The sequence below is a fragment of the Vibrio sp. 10N.286.51.E5 genome (genome assembly GCF_041469125.1).
Classification (GTDB): Bacteria; Pseudomonadota; Gammaproteobacteria; order Enterobacterales; family Vibrionaceae; genus Vibrio; species Vibrio crassostreae_C.
The window spans coordinates 43,334-61,177 of the sequence record NZ_JBFRJZ010000030.1 but is presented as its reverse complement, the minus strand read 5'-3'; the positions used below and the strand labels follow the sequence as shown (position 1 = coordinate 61,177).

At 46.9% G+C, this 17,844-nt stretch carries 10 protein-coding genes; 1 reads left to right on the top strand and 9 read right to left on the bottom strand.

Annotation, left to right across the window (positions count from 1 at the left end; all coding sequences use genetic code 11):
- Window positions 1-52 precede the first annotated feature (52 nt).
- The 9 genes from AB4161_RS12135 to gltB (AB4161_RS12095) form a co-directional block, all read right to left on the bottom strand.
- A complete protein-coding gene (locus tag AB4161_RS12135; RefSeq protein WP_017062893.1) occupies window positions 53-670 on the bottom strand; it encodes a TRIC cation channel family protein in 618 nt (205 codons plus the stop codon).
- A 74-nt stretch (window positions 671-744) separates the two neighbouring features.
- On the bottom strand, window positions 745-1,614 hold the full coding sequence (gene btuF / locus AB4161_RS12130) for a vitamin B12 ABC transporter substrate-binding protein BtuF (RefSeq protein ID WP_372083388.1): 870 nt from the start codon (window positions 1,612-1,614) through the stop codon (window positions 745-747).
- 1 nt (window position 1,615) lies between these two features.
- Window positions 1,616-2,569 carry a cobalamin biosynthesis family protein gene (locus tag AB4161_RS12125; protein WP_229647462.1) on the bottom strand — a complete coding sequence of 318 codons (954 nt, stop codon included), beginning with the start codon at window positions 2,567-2,569 and terminating at the stop codon, window positions 1,616-1,618.
- Window positions 2,570-2,579: 10 nt separating this feature from the next.
- Window positions 2,580-3,275, bottom strand: a complete 696-nt coding sequence (gene mtnN, locus AB4161_RS12120) for a 5'-methylthioadenosine/S-adenosylhomocysteine nucleosidase (protein ID WP_012603226.1) — start codon at window positions 3,273-3,275, stop codon at window positions 2,580-2,582.
- A 127-nt stretch (window positions 3,276-3,402) separates the two neighbouring features.
- Window positions 3,403-3,831 carry a DUF1499 domain-containing protein gene (locus AB4161_RS12115; protein WP_017070085.1) on the bottom strand — a complete coding sequence of 143 codons (429 nt, stop codon included), beginning with the start codon at window positions 3,829-3,831 and terminating at the stop codon, window positions 3,403-3,405.
- 179 nt (window positions 3,832-4,010) lie between these two features.
- Entirely contained in the window at window positions 4,011-5,423 is a 1,413-nt protein-coding gene (locus tag AB4161_RS12110) for an FAD-dependent oxidoreductase (RefSeq protein WP_102398270.1), read from the bottom strand.
- A 16-nt stretch (window positions 5,424-5,439) separates the two neighbouring features.
- Window positions 5,440-9,903: a glutamate synthase large subunit gene (gltB, locus tag AB4161_RS12105; RefSeq protein ID WP_372083387.1), complete on the bottom strand. Its 4,464-nt coding sequence runs from the start codon at window positions 9,901-9,903 to the stop codon at window positions 5,440-5,442.
- Between the two features lie 428 nt (window positions 9,904-10,331).
- Entirely contained in the window at window positions 10,332-11,801 is a 1,470-nt protein-coding gene (locus tag AB4161_RS12100; protein ID WP_136981995.1) for a glutamate synthase subunit beta, read from the bottom strand.
- Window positions 11,801-16,348 (bottom strand): glutamate synthase large subunit, encoded by a 4,548-nt coding sequence (gene gltB, locus AB4161_RS12095; protein ID WP_372083386.1) that lies wholly within the window; start codon window positions 16,346-16,348, stop codon window positions 11,801-11,803. Before gltB (AB4161_RS12095) ends, AB4161_RS12100 begins: the two co-directional genes overlap by 1 nt.
- A gap of 529 nt (window positions 16,349-16,877) precedes the next feature.
- On the opposite strand from gltB (AB4161_RS12095), the gene AB4161_RS12090 reads away from it, so the two are divergent.
- Entirely contained in the window at window positions 16,878-17,831 is a 954-nt protein-coding gene (locus AB4161_RS12090; RefSeq protein WP_017059306.1) for a TIGR01212 family radical SAM protein, read from the top strand.
- The last annotated feature ends 13 nt before the right edge of the window (window positions 17,832-17,844 follow it).

Sequence of the window (17,844 nt, the reverse complement as noted above, 5' to 3'; positions counted from 1 at the left end):
GATTTGTGTATAAGAGACAGCCCTAGGGAGCCTTTCACTTTGTAACGTTAGCTTATTTGATGGCGAAGGTCGGCAATGATAAATGCCAACGAATAGCGCCAAGCCTTATCAATAGTGTTGAGAACACGCCGGCCAGAAATGCAGTTTCTGAATCGTGCCCCATGCTGATCGCCATGGTATGGAAAGTACCACCAATGATACAAGCGGTCGCGTAGACTTCACTTCTTAGAATCATAGGCACTTCACGGGCAAGTACGTCGCGGATAATACCGCCACCGCAGCCGGTGATGACACCCATGATGATCGCCACTAGTGCTGAATCTTGATAGATAAGTGCTTTTTCTACACCAATGCCAACAAACACCGCTAGGCCAATCGCATCACATACCGGCAATATCCACCAAGCCAGACGTTTCGGGCGTCTTACAATAATCATGGTCAGCAAACAGGTGATGATGATGACCCAAAGGTAGGTGGTATCGGTGATCCAAAACACGGGAGTTGCACCCAATGCCATGTCACGAATTGTGCCGCCGCCAATCGCGGTTACACTGCCTAGAACGGCGACGCCAAAGGGATCCATCTTAAGACGGCCAGCGACAAATACGCCTGAGACGGCAAAGATGGCAGTGCCAAATAAATCGATAATATAAAGCAGCATGGAGTCCATGATACTGGTGCTCTTATAGTTAAAATTGTAGGGACAGGTCGGTGGCGAATTGTACGAAAAAACGCAGCAAATAGTTAGTGATTTTGCCTAGCTCTATCGAAGAAATCGCACACTTGTTGGATCGCTTTCAAAGTTCTCGTTGTCGGGCGATTAATCCAGTCTGAATTGAGGGACCAAATCTGATTTTGAGCGACTGCTGGGATTTCATCTTCCCATGTTTGCCACATGGTTCCATTCTCAATCGCGTGCTGAGAAGTGAAAATCACTTGCGGTTTTCTTAATACAACTTGTTCAATACCAACTTGCGGATATGGCGAGGCGCTGTCTTCAAAAATATTGTGTCCACCACAAAACTCAAACACCTCACTTGGCCAGTGTCCTTGAGCAACAGTGATGATCGGCTTTTCACTGAGCTGGTAGAAGTAGTTTACTGGCTCGGCATCTTTGTATTCTAGTCTCAACGCGTTGAGCTGCTCTCTGTATTGCTGAGCGTTATTTTCGCCAATGCTTGGATCGCTAGCGTATTCGCTCAGTTGTTCAATATTGGTTGCGATACTGTCTAGGCTTTTGGTCTTGGAGTAGTAAATATTAAAACCAAATTGCTCTAGTTTCGCGAGCTCTCTGGGCGGGTTTCCCGCTGGCCACGCAAGAATCAAATCAGGCTGAAGTGCGATGATCTTCTCAACCTTGATACCTTGATAGTTTGCCACTTTTTCAAGCTTATCGGCTTGTGGTGGGTAATCACTTCGTTCACTTACGGCGACAAGGTTGTTACCTAAACCTGCGCTGTACGCGAGTTCAGTGGCATGAGGAGCAAGGCTGACCACGCGTTGAGCCGGCTGTACTTGTTCTTGAGTCAGTGGTACTTCTTCTGCAAATGATAAAGGCAGCCATAAGCTGGAAGACAAAATAGTAAGGCTTGTAACAAGTGCTGAAGATTCCACTCTAAATCCCTTGGTGAATAAATAGTAAGGCTAGGCTTTGTAAAAAGATCCAGATAGCGATGCGACCAAAGAGTAGTTTCTGAACCTGAGATAGATGCAGAGCTGACGGTGCGATTCTTCCGCCTAATTTTGCGCGAATGGCTTTAGTGTTGTCGTAAATCGCAGGGCCACCCAATGATAGTTCAAGCTTGTTGCCAACAGCCGTGATCAACCAGGCTGGGCCGGGTAGTGGCCAAGAGCGACTTTGGACTAACATCATCTTAAATGTGTGCGTTGCTTTATCACCACATACGATCATCAAAGCAAACAAACGCATCGGTATAAATTCGAGAATCGCGACTATCTTGATCGCCGTTGAGCCGAACGGAGAAAATTGCTTGCGACTTGGCGACCAAGCTCGAGCTAACTCGACCACAAGGCGATACATTAACGCAGCGATTCCACCACCAATGGCGTACCAGAAAAACACACAAACTACGTTACGAGCGTAACCCATGATGATGGTTTCTGTGGCGGCTTTGCCGAGGCCAAGTGACGAAAGTGATTCGGTTTGACGATTGACAATCGGAGCCAGTAACTGACGAGCGGCCGCTTTATCTTCTCGGCCAAGTGCTTTGATCAGTTGGTTAGCCAGCTTTTCATTATTGCGCCAATCAATCGCGAGTAATAACAGTGCCAATTCAAACAGTTGAGATTGCCAAACCAACGATTGCAGTGCCAAGAGAATAACCAGAGTTGGCAGTACCATTAACCCCCAAGCTAATGTACCTGAGATTAAGCTTTGGGAATAGTTGTGGTTGTTATTAACCTTGCTTGCTAAAAGCTCAGCAAACTTATGCCATAAGGTCGTGGGGTGTGCGGCATGGGGGATAGGTAAAATTAAATGAAAAAGCAGTGCTCCCCACATCACAAGGAGCACGCCATTTGCAAATACCTGATCAAACAGTGTTTGCATGTCTAGTCGCTTACTTTAGTAGGGCAACCATCTTGATAACCATTTCAGAAGAGCTTTGCGCTGCTAGTGGCAGGAACTCTTCGAAGCTCATTGGTGATTCTTTGTCTGCAACATCAGAGATTGCACGAACAACCACGAATGGTACTTGGAATTGGTGACAAGCTTGAGCGATAGCCGATGCTTCCATCTCTACAGCTACCACTGATGGGAAGTGCTTACGGATGAACTCTTGGCGTTCTGCTGTACAAACAAATGCGTCGCCAGTACAGATAAGGCCACGAACGGCGTGCTTATCTTCCATTTGTGCTAGTGCTTGTTCTGCAACAGCCATCAGCTTGTCGTCAGCTTTGAACGCTGCAGGTTGACCTGCCATTTGGCCGATTTCGTAACCGAAAGCTGTAACGTCTGCATCGTGGTGTCGAACTTCAGTTGAGATAACCACATCGCCAAGGTTCAGTGTTGAATCAAAACCGCCAGCAGAGCCCGTGTTAAGAACGACATCTGGTTGGTATTCGCTTAGTAGGATTGAAGTACCAACAGCCGCTGCTACTTTACCAATGCCAGATTGAAGCAAAACAACGTCAACACCATTTAGCTGACCAGAGAAAAAGGTACAACCGCCTTTATTAACTTCAGTAATGTCTGAAATTGCTGCTTTTAGGATCGCAACTTCTTGCTCCATTGCGCCAATGATGCCGATTTTCATGTGTAGTCTCTTAATAAATAATATTTAAACAGTAGAGCGAAATTGTAGCATGGATAAGAAGTGTCGAGCGACTGCCCAGAGGCACTTCTCATCCGAATAGTAGTGATTTATCTGCGTATTCTTTTATCTATTTGATTAGGCCTTCGCTTTTCAAGCTAGCACGAAGTTGTTCAGCTCGTTTTCGGTTTACGCCAAAATCAGAATGGCCAGTACGAGACTCTGAACGCACGATCAGTTTGCCATCCGTGATCTTAAGCTCTAAGTCATCGACAAAACGCATGATGCGAGAGGTACATTCAACACGCAGATAATCTTCTGTTTTACTCGCGGTTTTCGATCCCGGTAAGGTTAGTGCAACCTGCTCAATCGCATCCAAGTTCGCTGAATCTGACAACTCAAACGCGGCCAATGCGTGCTGCTCACGGTCATCTTGAGTTGATACGCAGTTTGGTTTGTCTCCACAAGGTGATGAAGTTCTGTCTTTCATGTCCGTGATTCCTTGGCTGCAAGCGGTTAAAGTCAAAAGAGATAGAGAGAGGAGAGCGGCTTTTTTCATAGTGTTTCCTATGGCGTTGTTTTAATTTTAATTGTAGTTCTCGGTATTTGTTAATTTACGATTGTTTTACGTATTCTTTGTTATGCCGTTGGTAAAACGTATCGAACTTAAAAAAGGATCCATATGCGGATCCTCTTTTTATAGTAATGGATTGATTAATAGAGGAAACTTTAGATTAGTCACACTTCTAGGTAATCTAAGATCCCTTCTGCGGCTTTACGGCCCTCATCGATAGCGGTTACTACCAAGTCAGATCCTCGAACCGCATCGCCACCTGCAAAGATCTTGCTGTTGGTGGTTTGGTATTGAAACTCTTGTTTACCGGGAGCCTTGATACGACCCCACTGATCGAGTTCCACACCGAAGGGTTCTAGCCATTCCATCGCATGAGGTTGGAAACCAAATGCCATGATCACAGCATCGGCTTCAAGAACATGCTCACTACCTTCTACAGGTTCCGGGCGACGGCGACCTGCTTCATCAGGTTCACCCAAAGCGGTTTTCACGAATTTAACGCCAACCACATGACCAGCGCTGTTAAGCTCTAAGCCAATAGGTTGGAGGTTGAACTTGAACTTCACACCCTCTTCACGCGCATTCTTCACCTCACGGCGAGAGCCCGGCATATTCGCTTCATCTCGGCGATAAGCACAAACAACATTAGCTGCATGCTGACGAATCGAAGTTCGGACACAGTCCATCGCCGTATCACCACCACCGAGCACAACCACTTTTTTGCCTTTCATGTCGATGAATGGTGTTGGGTTATCCAGTTCCATGACCTTGTAGGTATTGGAAACAAGGAATGGCAGTGCATCATAAACGCCCGGTGCGTCTTCGTTATCTAACCCAGCACGCATGTTTTTATAGGTACCGACACCTAAGAAGACAGCATCGTAGTCATCGACCAGTTGTTGTAGTTGAACGTCTTTACCGACTTCGGTATTCATCTTAAATTCGACACCCATACCACTAAAGATACGGCGACGATTTTCCATGATGCCTTTCTCAAGCTTGAACGATGGAATACCAAACGTCAGTAGGCCACCGATCTCCGGATAGCGGTCAAATACAACGGCTTTTACGCCATTACGAACTAGGATGTCAGCCGCCGCTAGACCTGCTGGCCCCGCACCGATGATCGCGACCTTTTTATCAGTCCACTCAACGTGAGACATGTCAGGCTTCCAACCCATCTCAAAGGCTTTGTCGGTAATGTACTTTTCAATATTGCCAATGGTTACGGCACCGAAATCGTCATTGAGGGTACAAGAGCCCTCACACAAGCGGTCTTGAGGGCAAACTCGACCGCAAACCTCAGGCAGGCTGTTGGTTTGGTGAGACAGTTCAGCGGCTTCGATAATGCGCCCTTCATTGGCAAGCTTAAGCCACTGAGGGATGTAGTTGTGAACAGGACATTTCCATTCACAGTATGGGTTACCACAGTCTAAACAACGGTCTGCTTGCGCTTTCGCTTGCTGTTTAGTGAAAGGTTCGTAGATCTCTACAAACTCAATCTTACGTATCTTGATTGGTTTCTTCGCTGGGTCTACGCGATTCACATCAATAAATTGGTATACATTCTGGCTCATTATTGGCTCCTTCCAATTATTGCGCTTGAACACGAAGTTCAGCTGAGCTGCGGCTTTGGTGGCCGAGCAAGGTGTTCAGATCCGCCGTCTTTGGCTTCACTAGGTAGAACTTTGGAATCCATTCATCAAAGTTCGCCAGAATAGCTTCAGCGTGTACTGAGCCAGTCTCTTCTAAGTGCTCTGCAATTAAGCCACGCAGATGTTCTTGGTGGATAAATAAGTCAGACAGAGAAAGTGCCTCGACCGACTCGTTATTTACTCGACCTTGGAAGTCTTCGTTCTTATCCATGACATAAGCGAAGCCACCTGTCATACCCGCACCGAAGTTGACGCCAGTTGCGCCAAGAATGGCAACAATACCGCCGGTCATGTATTCACAGGCGTTGTCACCAGCGCCTTCAATCACAGCAACCGTACCTGAGTTACGTACGCCAAATCGTTCGCCAGCCGTACCAGCTGCAAACAGCTTGCCTCCAGTTGCGCCATACAGACAGGTGTTGCCTATGATGGTCGCTTCGTTACAAGTAAATGCGGTGCCTTGGTGAGGCTTGATAACCACTTTGCCGCCAGCCATGCCTTTGCCAACATAGTCATTGGCATCGCCTGTTAGGTAAAGCTCAACGCCGCCTGCGTTCCAAACCGCAAAAGATTGGCCTGCTGTACCGTCGAGATATAACTTGATTGGTGAACCTGCCATCCCTTGGTTGCCGTATCGCTTAGCAATTTCACCAGAGATACGAGCACCAATCGAGCGGTCTGTGTTGATCACGTTGTAGTAAAGGCTGGTGGATTGACGTTTCTCAATTGCATCGAGTGCATCATCCAGAATCTGCTGGTTGAGCTGAGCTTTATCAAATGGTGCGTTTGGCTCGGTCCAAAACAGTGGGTGACCTTCTGGAGATACCGGAGCTTCGAGTATTGAAGAGAGATCGAGCTTGTTCTGTTTCGCGGTGAGGCCTTGAACGGCTTCAAGTAAGTCAGTACGACCAATCAGGTCCGTGAGTTTTTCTACGCCGAGTTCTGCAAGGTATTGGCGAACTTCATCGGCTAGGCCTGTAAAGTAGTTCACCACCATGTCTGGCAGGCCTTTGAAGTATTCGCGGCGTAGTGTTTCATCTTGAGTCGCAACACCCGTCGCACAGTTGTTTAGGTGACAAATTCGTAAGAACTTACAACCCATTGCGACCATTGGCGCGGTACCAAAACCAAAGCTTTCTGCACCGAGAATCGCACCTTTAATCACATCAAGGCCAGTTTTTAAACCACCATCGACTTGCAGGCGGATCTTATGACGAAGCCCGTTAGCAACCAGTGCTTGTTGAGTTTCTGCTAAGCCAAGCTCCCAAGGGCAACCTGCGTATTTTACCGAGGTTAGAGGGCTTGCCGCGGTACCGCCATCGTAGCCAGAAATGGTGATCAGATCGGCATAGGCTTTCGCTACACCAGTTGCAATCGTGCCTACACCCGGTTCCGATACTAACTTTACTGAAACCAAGGCTTTAGGGTTCACTTGTTTAAGGTCGAAAATCAGCTGCGCTAGATCCTCGATAGAATAAATATCGTGATGTGGAGGAGGGGAGATCAGTGTCACCCCTTGAACTGAATATCTCAGCTTAGCGATTTCTGCGGTAACTTTATGGCCGGGCAGTTGACCACCTTCTCCAGGCTTCGCACCTTGCGCGACCTTGATCTGCAAAACATCCGCATTGGTTAAGTAATGTGGCGTCACACCAAAACGACCGGAAGCTATCTGCTTGATACGAGAGTTACGGTCAGTACCAAAGCGTCGAGGGTCTTCACCACCTTCACCAGAGTTTGAGTAACCACCCAAGCGGTTCATCGCCATTGCTAATGCTTCATGCGCTTCTGGGCTCAAAGCACCGATCGACATTGCCGCAGAGTCGAAGCGTTTAAACAGATCGCTGTTAGGCTCGACTTGCTCTAGTGGTAGAGGCTGATCGGCTTTTTTGAGGCTCATTAAGTCGCGTAACATCGCAGCTGGACGAGCATTTACTTGCTTAGCAAAAGAGAGATAATCCGATGTCTCACCTGTTTTTACTGCAGTTTGCAGAGTGCCAACCACATCAGGGTTATAGGCGTGATATTCGCCGCCGTGTACGTATTTGAGTAAACCACCGTGCTCGATTGGCTTACGCTTAGTCCAGGCTTTACGCGATAAGTTATAGATATCTTGTTGGAAATCGCTAAAGCTTGCGCCTTGGATTCGAGTGGTAACTCCGCGGAAACAGAGCTCAACAACATCGGAATGAAGGCCAACGGCTTCGAAAAGCTGTGAACAGCGATAAGAGGCAATGGTTGAAATTCCCATCTTCGACATGATCTTGTACAGACCTTTGTTGATGCCGTTTTGGTAATTTTGCATTGCGGCACGATAATCTTTATCTAAAGAGCCATCATCCAACATTTTACCTAACGCTTCATAAGCGAGGTATGGGTAAACCGCGGTTGCACCGAAGCCAAGCAGCACAGCAAATTGGTGTGGGTCGCGCGCAGTTGCTGTCTCAACAACGATGTTGGCATCACAACGCAGGTTGGTGTCAGCAAGCCTTGTTTGCACCGCACCAACCAACATGGCTGCAGGGATCGGTAGTTTTCCTTTCTCTAAACCTTTGTCCGACAGCACAACTAAAACCGCACCTTCGCTGACTTCTTGTTCGGCGCTATCACATACTGCTTTGATTGCTTGTTCTAGATCTTGGTTATTCGGGTCGTAGTGCATGCTGAGAATGACATGACGATAATGTTTTTGACTCAACTGCAGAAGCTGCTGCATGTCTGAGTAAAGCAGTACTGGTGAATCAAACGTGACACGATAGGCGTGACCGTCTGTTTCACAGAACACGTTCATCTCTTTACCAATACTGGTCGCCAAAGACATCACGTGTTTTTCACGCAATGGATCAATCGGTGGGTTGGTGACTTGTGCAAACTTTTGACGGAAGTAATCAGTGACCAAGCGTTCTTTTGAAGAGAGCACAGCCATTGGCGTGTCGTCGCCCATTGAGCCCACTGCTTCTTGCCCCATATCACCAAGCACACGCAGCACTTGGTCGGACTCTTCGTTGCTCATCGCAAACTGTTTTTGGTAGGTCTTGAGCGTATCATCGTCAAAGCTACGCTTACCCACTTGGTCATCTTGCAGCGCAGAAAATGGCGTTAACTTGTGAACGTTCTTTTCCATCCACTCTTTATATGGGTGGCGGCCTTTGAGGTCATTGTCGATCTCATTAGATTGCCATAGCTTGCCGCGGCGAGTATCTATTACCAACAGTTCGCCCGGGCCAACACGGCCTTTCTCTGCGACTTCATCCGGTGCATAGTTCCAGATACCGACTTCTGATGCGAGCGTGATTAGATTGTCTTTGGTAATCACATAACGCGCAGGACGCAGGCCGTTTCTATCTAGGTTACACGCAGCGTAACGACCATCTGAAAGTACGATACCAGCAGGACCATCCCACGGTTCCATGTGCTTTGAGTTGAAGTCGTAGAATGCACGTAGATCTGGGTCCATATCTGGGTGGTTTTGCCAAGCGGGCGGCACAAGCATGCGCATCGCTCGGAACACATCCATACCACCGGCAAGGAACAGGTCGAGCATGTTATCTAGGCTTGATGAATCTGAGCCTGTCTCATTCACAAAGGGTGCGGCGGTTTGTAAATCTGGCAGCAACGGCGAAGAGAATTTATAGGCACGAGCCTTAGCCCATTGTCGGTTACCTTCAATGGTATTGATCTCACCATTGTGCGCTAAATAGCGGAATGGTTGAGCCAGTGGCCAACGTGGCTGAGTATTGGTTGAGAAACGCTGGTGGAACAGACATATCGCCGATTCCATGCGTAAGTCTGCAAGATCGAGGTAAAATCGCGGAAGATCGGCCGGCATACACAGACCTTTGTAAACCATGACTTGTGTCGAAAGGCTACAAATATAGAAATCTTTGTCTTCGGTGATCTGTTTTTCAATTCTGCGACGAGCAATATAAAGGCGTCGTTCAATATCGCGTTCACGCCAACCCGCGGGGGCCGAGATAAACACTTGCTGAATATTGGGAACTGAATCTTTGGCAATCGGACCTAATACGTCGGTGTTGGTCGGTACTACGCGCCAACCTGCAACCGTTAAGGTCTCTTGAGCGAGCTCTTTATTGACGATGTCTTGCGCGGATTGCGCTTTGATTGGCTCTTGGCTGAAGAAAATCATGCCGACAGCGTATTGCTTGCCGAGCTTGAAGTTATTCTCTTCAGCAATAATTCTGAGATAAGAGTCAGGCTTCTGTAGTAATAAGCCACAGCCATCCCCGGTTTTACCATCCGCAGCGATACCACCACGGTGTGTCATGCGATCGAGGGCTGAAATAGCAGTTCTTACCAACTTATGACTAGGTTGGCCTTCCATTTGCGCTATTAAACCAAATCCACAGTTGTCTTTTTCAAGACTAGGATCATATAGAGCCATTGCAATTCTCCCTTTTGCTTCTCTGTCATCCAGACAGTAAATGACTAACTATTCATATACTTGTTGTTTTTTATAAACTGATAGTTTGCTTTAGCCAGTTAAAACGTTATTGGTTGTGTTAACAAAACCGATTGATTTTATTTTCATCAGCTTTACAACGTATAGCTAATTGTGTTTAAGGTCAAGTTCATGGTTAATTATCATGCATAAACGCGATTAGCCACTTAATAATCTAAAATAGTCGATGGATATCAATGAGATATATAAGGTTAATGTTAACGAGATTTAACATATACAACAGGATGATTTTGAAAACGACAAATGCCAGATAGAAAAAAGGCTAGCATCGAGTGCTAGCCAAATATAAAAGTTAGGAAGGGTATTGCTTTTCCTCTAGGCTAACGTAATTGACGTTAGCCCGAGAAATATTATGCGGAAAGCATGAGTGAATCAGCTTTCGCTTCTAAGTTTGAGTTACCCATTAAGAAGTCATCAATGGCAATTGCACATTCACGACCTTCATTAATACAACGTACAACTAGAGATTGACCAGTACGCATATCACCAGCAGCGAAAACGCCTTTCTGGTTCGTTGCAAAACCTTCAGAAGCGACGTTACCGCGCTCGTCCAGTTTAATGTCTAGTTGAGCAAGCACGCCGGTTGGCTCCGGGTGTAAGAAGCCCATTGCTAGGAATGCCATGTCACAAGGAATAACACGTTCAGAGTTCGCGACTTCATCAAAGCCTGGACGCTCACCTGGTTTCGCATCTTGCCAAACGATGTCAGCAATACGTAGACCCGTCACTTGACCTTGCTCGTTACCGATGAACTCTTTGGTTAAGATGTTCCAGTGACGTTCACAACCTTCTTCGTGAGAAGTGGTGGTTTTCATGATCATTGGGTATTGAGGCCAAGGCATGTTTGCAGGGCGCTTCTCTGGTGGGATCGGCATGATCTCAACCTGAGTAATGCTCGCTGCCTTATGACGGTTTGATGTACCCACACAGTCAGAGCCAGTATCACCACCACCGATAACCACAACGTGCTTATCTTTAGCGTGAATCTCTTCTGTTTTAAGATCTAGGTTGTTAGCACGGCGGTTGTTTTGACCAAGGAATTCCATGGCAAAGTGAACGCCTTTCAACTCACGACCAGGGATTGGCAAGTCGCGTGGAACCGTAGAACCACCCGTTAGCAATACCACATCAAACTCTTGGCGTAACTGTTGAGCATTAACATCAACACCGATGTGTTGGTTAACTTTAAACTCAACGCCAGCTTCAGCCATTAAGTTGATCTTACGATCAATCACGTCCATACCCAGTTTGAAATCTGGGATACCGAAACGCAGTAGGCCGCCAACTTTTTCGTCACGTTCAAATACCGTCACCGAATGACCTGCGCTGTTTAGCTGCTCGGCTGCGGCCAAGCCAGCAGGGCCAGAGCCAACAATCGCCACGGTTTTACCTGTGCGAGAGCGAGGTGTTTTCGGTTTTGCGTACCCTTCACGGTACGCAGTTTCGACGATCGTTTTCTCGATATTACAGATGGTGATTGGGTCTTGGTTAATACCTAGTACACAAGCACTCTCACACGGAGAAGGGCACACACGACCGGTAAACTCAGGGAAGTTATTGGTCGAGCTTAGGATGTTCCAAGCTTCTTCCCAGCTGTCACGGTAAACCGCGTCATTGAATTCTGGGATGATGTTACCAATCGGACAACCGCTGTGACAGAAAGGTACGCCACAGTCCATACAACGAGATGCTTGAGTATTGATCTTGTCACCAAACTCTTCGTTAAGTACGAACTCTTTGTTGTCTTCAATACGAACTGACGGGTCGAGCTTCTTTGGAAGCTCGCGACCGTGTTCTAAAAATCCAGTAGGCTTACCCATTATACTGCCTCCACTTCTTCCGTTTGTGCCTGTTGTGCTTCAGCTTTACGCTTCTCAAGAACTGCTTTGTAGTCGCGTGGCATAACTTTAATCAGTGATGCAATACTTGCTTCAAAGTTGTCTAGGAAAGACTGAGCAACTTCACTTCCTGTGAATTCAACGTGCTTGGTTAGCATATCTAGTAGAAGATCTTTATCTTCTTGTTCAATTGGATCTAGGTCTACAAGTTCTGGGTTAAGCTTGGTTTCGAAGTCACCAGCTTTGTCCCAAACATAAGCGACACCGCCACTCATACCCGCAGCAAAGTTACGACCTGTTGAGCCAAGGATAACGGCAACACCGCCAGTCATGTATTCACAACCGTGGTCACCAACGCCCTCAACAACAACCTTCGCACCTGAGTTACGAACACAGAAACGTTCACCAGCCATACCGCGAATGAAAGATTCACCTGAGGTTGCACCGTAGAAACATACGTTACCAACCACGATGTTATCTTCAGCAACGATAGAAGACTTCGCATCTGGGTACAGTACCAAAGTACCGCCAGACAGACCTTTACCCCAGTAATCGTTCGCGTCGCCTTCTACTTCGAACTTAACGCCTTTCGCAAGGAACGCACCGAAAGATTGGCCAGCACTACCGTGGAACTTAACGTTCATTGGCTGTGGTAAACCTTGGTCTTTGTAAACCTTCGAGATTTCGTTCGACAGCATGGTACCCGCAGAGCGGTCTGTGTTGATGATAGGGAAGGTCGCATTCACGGTTTCACCTTTCTCAAGCGCTGGAATTGCCGCTTGAATCAACTTGCGGTCTAGAACGTCTTCTAGGTTGTGGTTTTGTTGTGTCTGGTTGTAGATACCATCTTCTTCACGAGCCTGCTCAATGTGCAGTACAGGTGTTAGATCTAGGTTCTTGTACTTCCAGTGGCCGATGTCGTCACGAACTTTAAGTTTGTGCGATTGACCTACCATCTCATCGATAGAGCGGAAGCCAAGTTCAGCCATTACTTCACGCAGACCTTCAGCCATGTATTGGAAGAAAGTGACTACGTCTTCTACGCGGCCGTCGAAACGTTCACGCAGAGTCTTGTTCTGTGTAGCGATACCAACAGGACATGTATTCTTGTGACACTTACGCATCATGATACAGCCTTCAACCACTAGAGCTGCTGTTGCTACGCCCCATTCTTCAGCGCCAAGTAACGTTGCTACTGCAAGATCACGTGGTGTTTTCATCTGACCATCAGATTGAACAACGATACGGTTACGTAGGCCGTTTTTCAGTAGTGTTTGGTGCGTTTCCGCTAGACCTAGCTCCCAAGGCAGACCGGTATGACGGATAGAAGACATCGGAGATGCACCCGTACCACCATCAAAACCTGCGATAAGTACCACGTCAGCTTTCGCTTTCGCTACACCCGATGCAATCGTACCTACGCCAGCTTCTGATACTAGCTTCACGTTGACACGACCGTTACGGTTCGCGTTTTTCAGATCGTAGATCAGCTGAGCCAAATCTTCGATTGAGTAGATATCGTGGTGTGGCGGTGGCGAGATTAGACCTACGCCCGGAGTCGAGTGACGCGTTGCGCCGATCCAGTCATCAACCTTATCACCAGGTAGTTGACCACCTTCGCCCGGTTTCGCACCTTGAGCCATCTTGATTTGTAGCTCATCAGCGTTAGATAGGTAGTAAGACGTTACACCAAAGCGACCAGAAGCCACCTGTTTGATTGCTGAACGTTCCCAGTCGCCGTTTTCTTTACGTTCGAAACGTGCTGGATCTTCACCACCTTCACCTGAGTTTGATTTCGCGCCAATGCGGTTCATCGCAACAGCCAGTGTTGAGTGAGCCTCATGCGAGATTGAACCAAAGCTCATTGCGCCGGTTGCGAAACGCTTAAGAATGTTCTCGATTGGTTCTACTTCTGCTAGAGGAATAGAGCCTGCAGGGTTCTTGATGAAGTCCAGTTGGCTACGTAGCGTTGCTGCGTTGTCGCCTTGGTCATCAACTGCTTTTGCGTACTTCTTGAACTGACCGTAATCTTTGTTACGCGTCGATTCTTGAAGTAGAGAAATCGTTTCTGGGTTGAATAAGTGTTTCTCACCACGTTGTTTCCACTGGTAAACACCACCAACATCAAGGATCTGAGCTGGAATTTCACGAGCTGGGTAACCAACACGGTGACGAACCAATACTTCTCGCGCGATATCGTCGATCGTTAGACCTTGGATACGAGAAACAGTACCTGTGAAGTATTTTTCAACCACTGATTTGCTAACACCAAGTGCTTCAAAGATTTGTGCACCGTGGTAAGACTGCAGCGTAGAGATCCCCATCTTAGAGAAGATCTTAAGTAGACCGCCGTTAACACCTTTACGGTAGTTATCGAATAACTCACGTGGGTGTACGTTTGGATCTAGCTTCTTAGTACGTTGCAGTTCAACAATCGTTTCAATAACTAGGTATGGGTTAACTGCGTTTGCACCATAACCGATAAGCGTTGCAAAGTGGTGTGTCTCACGAGCGTCGCCCGTTTCAACAACGATGTCACACTTAGCACGTAGACCTTTACGGATTAGGTGGTGGTGAACCGCGCCAACCGCCAGCATTGCTGGAATAGCGGCATGGTTAGAGTTAACCGCACGGTCTGTCAGTAGGATGATAGAGTAGCCATCAATCACTGCGTCTTCTGCGTATTGGCAGATACGCTTAAGTGCGCGCTCTAACTTACCTTGGTCGCCATTTGCTTGGAATACGATATCCAGCGTCTTCGCCTGAAGGTGCTCGTTATCGATTGCACGCAGTTTTTCTAACTCAGAGTTAGACAGTACTGGAGACTCAAGTTCTACTTTTTGACAGTGCTCAGGTGTTTCAGCAAGTAAGTTCTGGTCTTTACCTAGGTAAGTGTTCAGAGACATAACCATGCGCTCACGAATCGGGTCGATCGGCGGGTTAGTTACTTGTGCAAACAACTGTTTGAAGTAGTTTGAAAGGTGCTGCGATTGGTGAGAAAGAATCGCTAGCGGCCAGTCAGCACCCATTGCAGAAAGTGGCTCGTAGCCTGTTTTCGCAAGAGGTAGAATGATTTCGTTTACTTCTTCAGAACTCACGCCAAACGATTGTTGTTTGTGTAGTAGTTTCTCTGGAGAAGGTTGGCTAAATTCGTTGCTCGCATCCGGTAGCTTTTTCAGGCTCAGAAGGTTCTCTTCAACCCACTTTTCGTAAGGTTGTGCTTTAGCAATGCTGTCTTTCACTTCTTCATCAGAAATGATGCGGCCTTGCTCAAGGTCAGCAACGAAGATACGACCTGGTTGTAGACGACCACGGTACTCAACGTTTTCAGGTGCAATCTCAACAACACCAGACTCAGACGCCATTACTAGGAAGTCGTCTTTAGTTACTGTGTAGCGAGAAGGACGCAGACCGTTACGGTCAAGTGTTGCACCTACTTGAACACCATCGGTGAAACATACTGATGCTGGGCCATCCCATGGTTCCATTACGTTCGCGTGGTACTGGTAGAACGCACGACGAGTTGGATCCATGTTTTTGTTTTCTTGCCATGCTTCCGGGATCATCATCATCAACGCGTGTGGCAGAGTACGACCTGAAAGAACAAGTAGTTCCAGTGCCATATCGAAGTTTGATGAATCCGAACTACCTTCCTGACAGATAGGAAGCAGCATGTCGATTTCAGCTTGTGTAAACAGATCCGATTCTAGGATTGCTTCACGTGCTTTCATCCAGTTCAGGTTGCCGCGAACCGTATTGATTTCGCCATTGTGCGCGATGTAACGGAAAGGCTGAGCTAGACGCCAACGTGGGAATGTATTGGTAGAGAAGCGAGAGTGTACTAGTGCTAGAGCTGTCACCATGGTTGGGTTTTGCAGATCTAGGAAGTACTGAGGAACTTGTTCAGTTGTTAGCTGACCTTTGTACACCAATGTCTTGTAAGACATAGAGTTGATGTAGAAGTCATCACCGATATTTGAAACGCTTTCTAGGCATACACGAACCGTGTAGTTACGTAGAACATACAGTTTACGCTCAAGCTCTTCTGGTGTGATACCAGGGCCGCCAGAAATAAATACGTGTTCAAATTGAGGTTCAGTGCTTAGTGGGTCAGCACCAATCATTGAATTGTCCGTTGGAAGTTCACGGTAACCGATAACTTCTAACTCAAGGCGTTGTGCATTGCGTTCTAGAATGTCACGACACTGTGCACGTTTGTGTTCATCTTTAGGGAAAAGTACAACACCAACACCATATTTTTCAAAAGATGGCAGCTTAATTCCAAGCTTTACGGCTTCTTCTAGTAAGAATTCGTGCGGCTTCTGTAGCAGGATACCTGCACCATCACCAGAACACGGATCGCAGCCTTGGCCGCCACGGTGTTCCATACGTGCAAGCATATCGAGTGCTTGAGTTACTACATCATGAGATTTGCGATTCTTTAGATGCGCAACAAAACCGATACCACAAGCGTCATGCTCCAATTCAGGAGTATACAGACCCTGTGAGTTCTGCTCTTGATCTACCATAGATACATCCTTCCAGTTAAATCTAGGCGCAACTTATTTGTATAAAGTCAGCCTTGTCCTTTTATATTTATGGGTCTAAACCTGCCTATGCTGGCGGTTTGAATCCTTTCCGTATCTCGCAGGAAAAGTATTGCGAGAAAAACAATCCTTAGTGATACCTGTTTATTTTTAACCACAAACTAGTGGTTTATATAGGTGGGAGTTAGATATCACCGACTTATTAGCAAGTTTTCGTTGTAAGTAAATACTCAAAAATAGCCAATATGTGTAAGTATCCTACAATTTTGTCTAGGCGAATTGCAATGAAAGTTGACCCATGTAGACCATTTTTTTCGTTTTATTTTGAATTTAATGCCTAACAAATGTGCAACATTAGGCAAATAGAGCCGATTTTTTGCATGTTTATTGATATTTGTTAGGTTGCTCGCAAAAAGCCTTGAGTAAACTAATTGGTCGAATTTTGCAGGGATGTAATTTTTTTTCAAAAAAGACTGATATTCATTCTTATTTACTTGAGTGCTTTGAAAATATGCAATTACACGAGTTGGTCAATACTATCGGCCAAGACCTTCAACGCCGTTATGGCGAGAAGGTTCACAAGCTGACGCTTCATGGTGGTTTCAGCTGCCCAAACCGAGACGGGACAATTGGCCGTGGAGGTTGCACGTTTTGTAACGTGGCTTCCTTTGCCGATGAACAAACTCAAATTCAAAGTATTGCTGACCAGCTAAAAGATCGTGCGGGTGAGATTGCTCGTGCCAAGAAGTACCTGGCTTACTTTCAGGCGTACACCAGCACTTATGCTGAGGTGCAAGTGCTCAAGAATATGTATGAAGAGGCGCTAAAAGCACCCGGTGCAGAGATCGTCGGCCTTTGTGTTGGTACGCGACCAGACTGTGTGCCTGATGCGGTGTTGGATCTGTTAGCGGGCTACGTTAAACAAGGCTATGAGATTTGGCTCGAGCTTGGCCTGCAAACCGCCAATGATAAAACCCTCAAGCGAATTAACCGCGGCCACGATTTTGCGGTGTATGAAACGATCACCCAACGCGCACGCGCTTTAGGTATCAAGGTGTGTACTCACCTGATTGTTGGTCTACCAAAAGAAACCAAAGCGGATAACCTTGAAACCTTAGACAAGGTATTAGCCGTTGGCACCGATGGTATTAAGCTGCACGGCCTTCATATAGTAGAGGGCAGTACCATGGCTAAGGCGTGGAAGGCAGGAAAGCTAGAAGCCCCAAGCCTTGAAGAGTACATCGATATCGCGAGTGAGATCATTCAACGCACGCCTGCGGACGTGGTTTATCACCGTGTTTCTTCAGCGGCGAGACGCCCAACCTTACTTTCTCCTTTATGGTGTGAGAACCGCTGGTTAGCGATGACTGAAATAGGTCGTTCGTTGGATAAAACCGGTGCTCAAGGCATCAAAACGGGCTCTGCATTCGAGTACACGTTGCCTGTTTTAAACGCGGCCAATTAATAGAAATGGGTGA

Coding starts and splice junctions, on each gene's coding strand:
- AB4161_RS12135 (WP_017062893.1), bottom strand. CDS start 670: ATGGACTCCATGCTGCTTTATATTATCGATTTATTTGGCACTGCCATC.
- AB4161_RS12125 (WP_229647462.1), bottom strand. CDS start 2,569: ATGCAAACACTGTTTGATCAGGTATTTGCAAATGGCGTGCTCCTTGTG.
- mtnN (WP_012603226.1), bottom strand. CDS start 3,275: ATGAAAATCGGCATCATTGGCGCAATGGAGCAAGAAGTTGCGATCCTA.
- AB4161_RS12115 (WP_017070085.1), bottom strand. CDS start 3,831: ATGAAAAAAGCCGCTCTCCTCTCTCTATCTCTTTTGACTTTAACCGCT.
- AB4161_RS12110 (WP_102398270.1), bottom strand. CDS start 5,423: ATGAGCCAGAATGTATACCAATTTATTGATGTGAATCGCGTAGACCCA.
- gltB (WP_372083387.1), bottom strand. CDS start 9,903: ATGGCTCTATATGATCCTAGTCTTGAAAAAGACAACTGTGGATTTGGT.
- AB4161_RS12100 (WP_136981995.1), bottom strand. CDS start 11,801: ATGGGTAAGCCTACTGGATTTTTAGAACACGGTCGCGAGCTTCCAAAG.
- gltB (WP_372083386.1), bottom strand. CDS start 16,348: ATGGTAGATCAAGAGCAGAACTCACAGGGTCTGTATACTCCTGAATTG.
- AB4161_RS12090 (WP_017059306.1), top strand. CDS start 16,878: ATGCAATTACACGAGTTGGTCAATACTATCGGCCAAGACCTTCAACGC.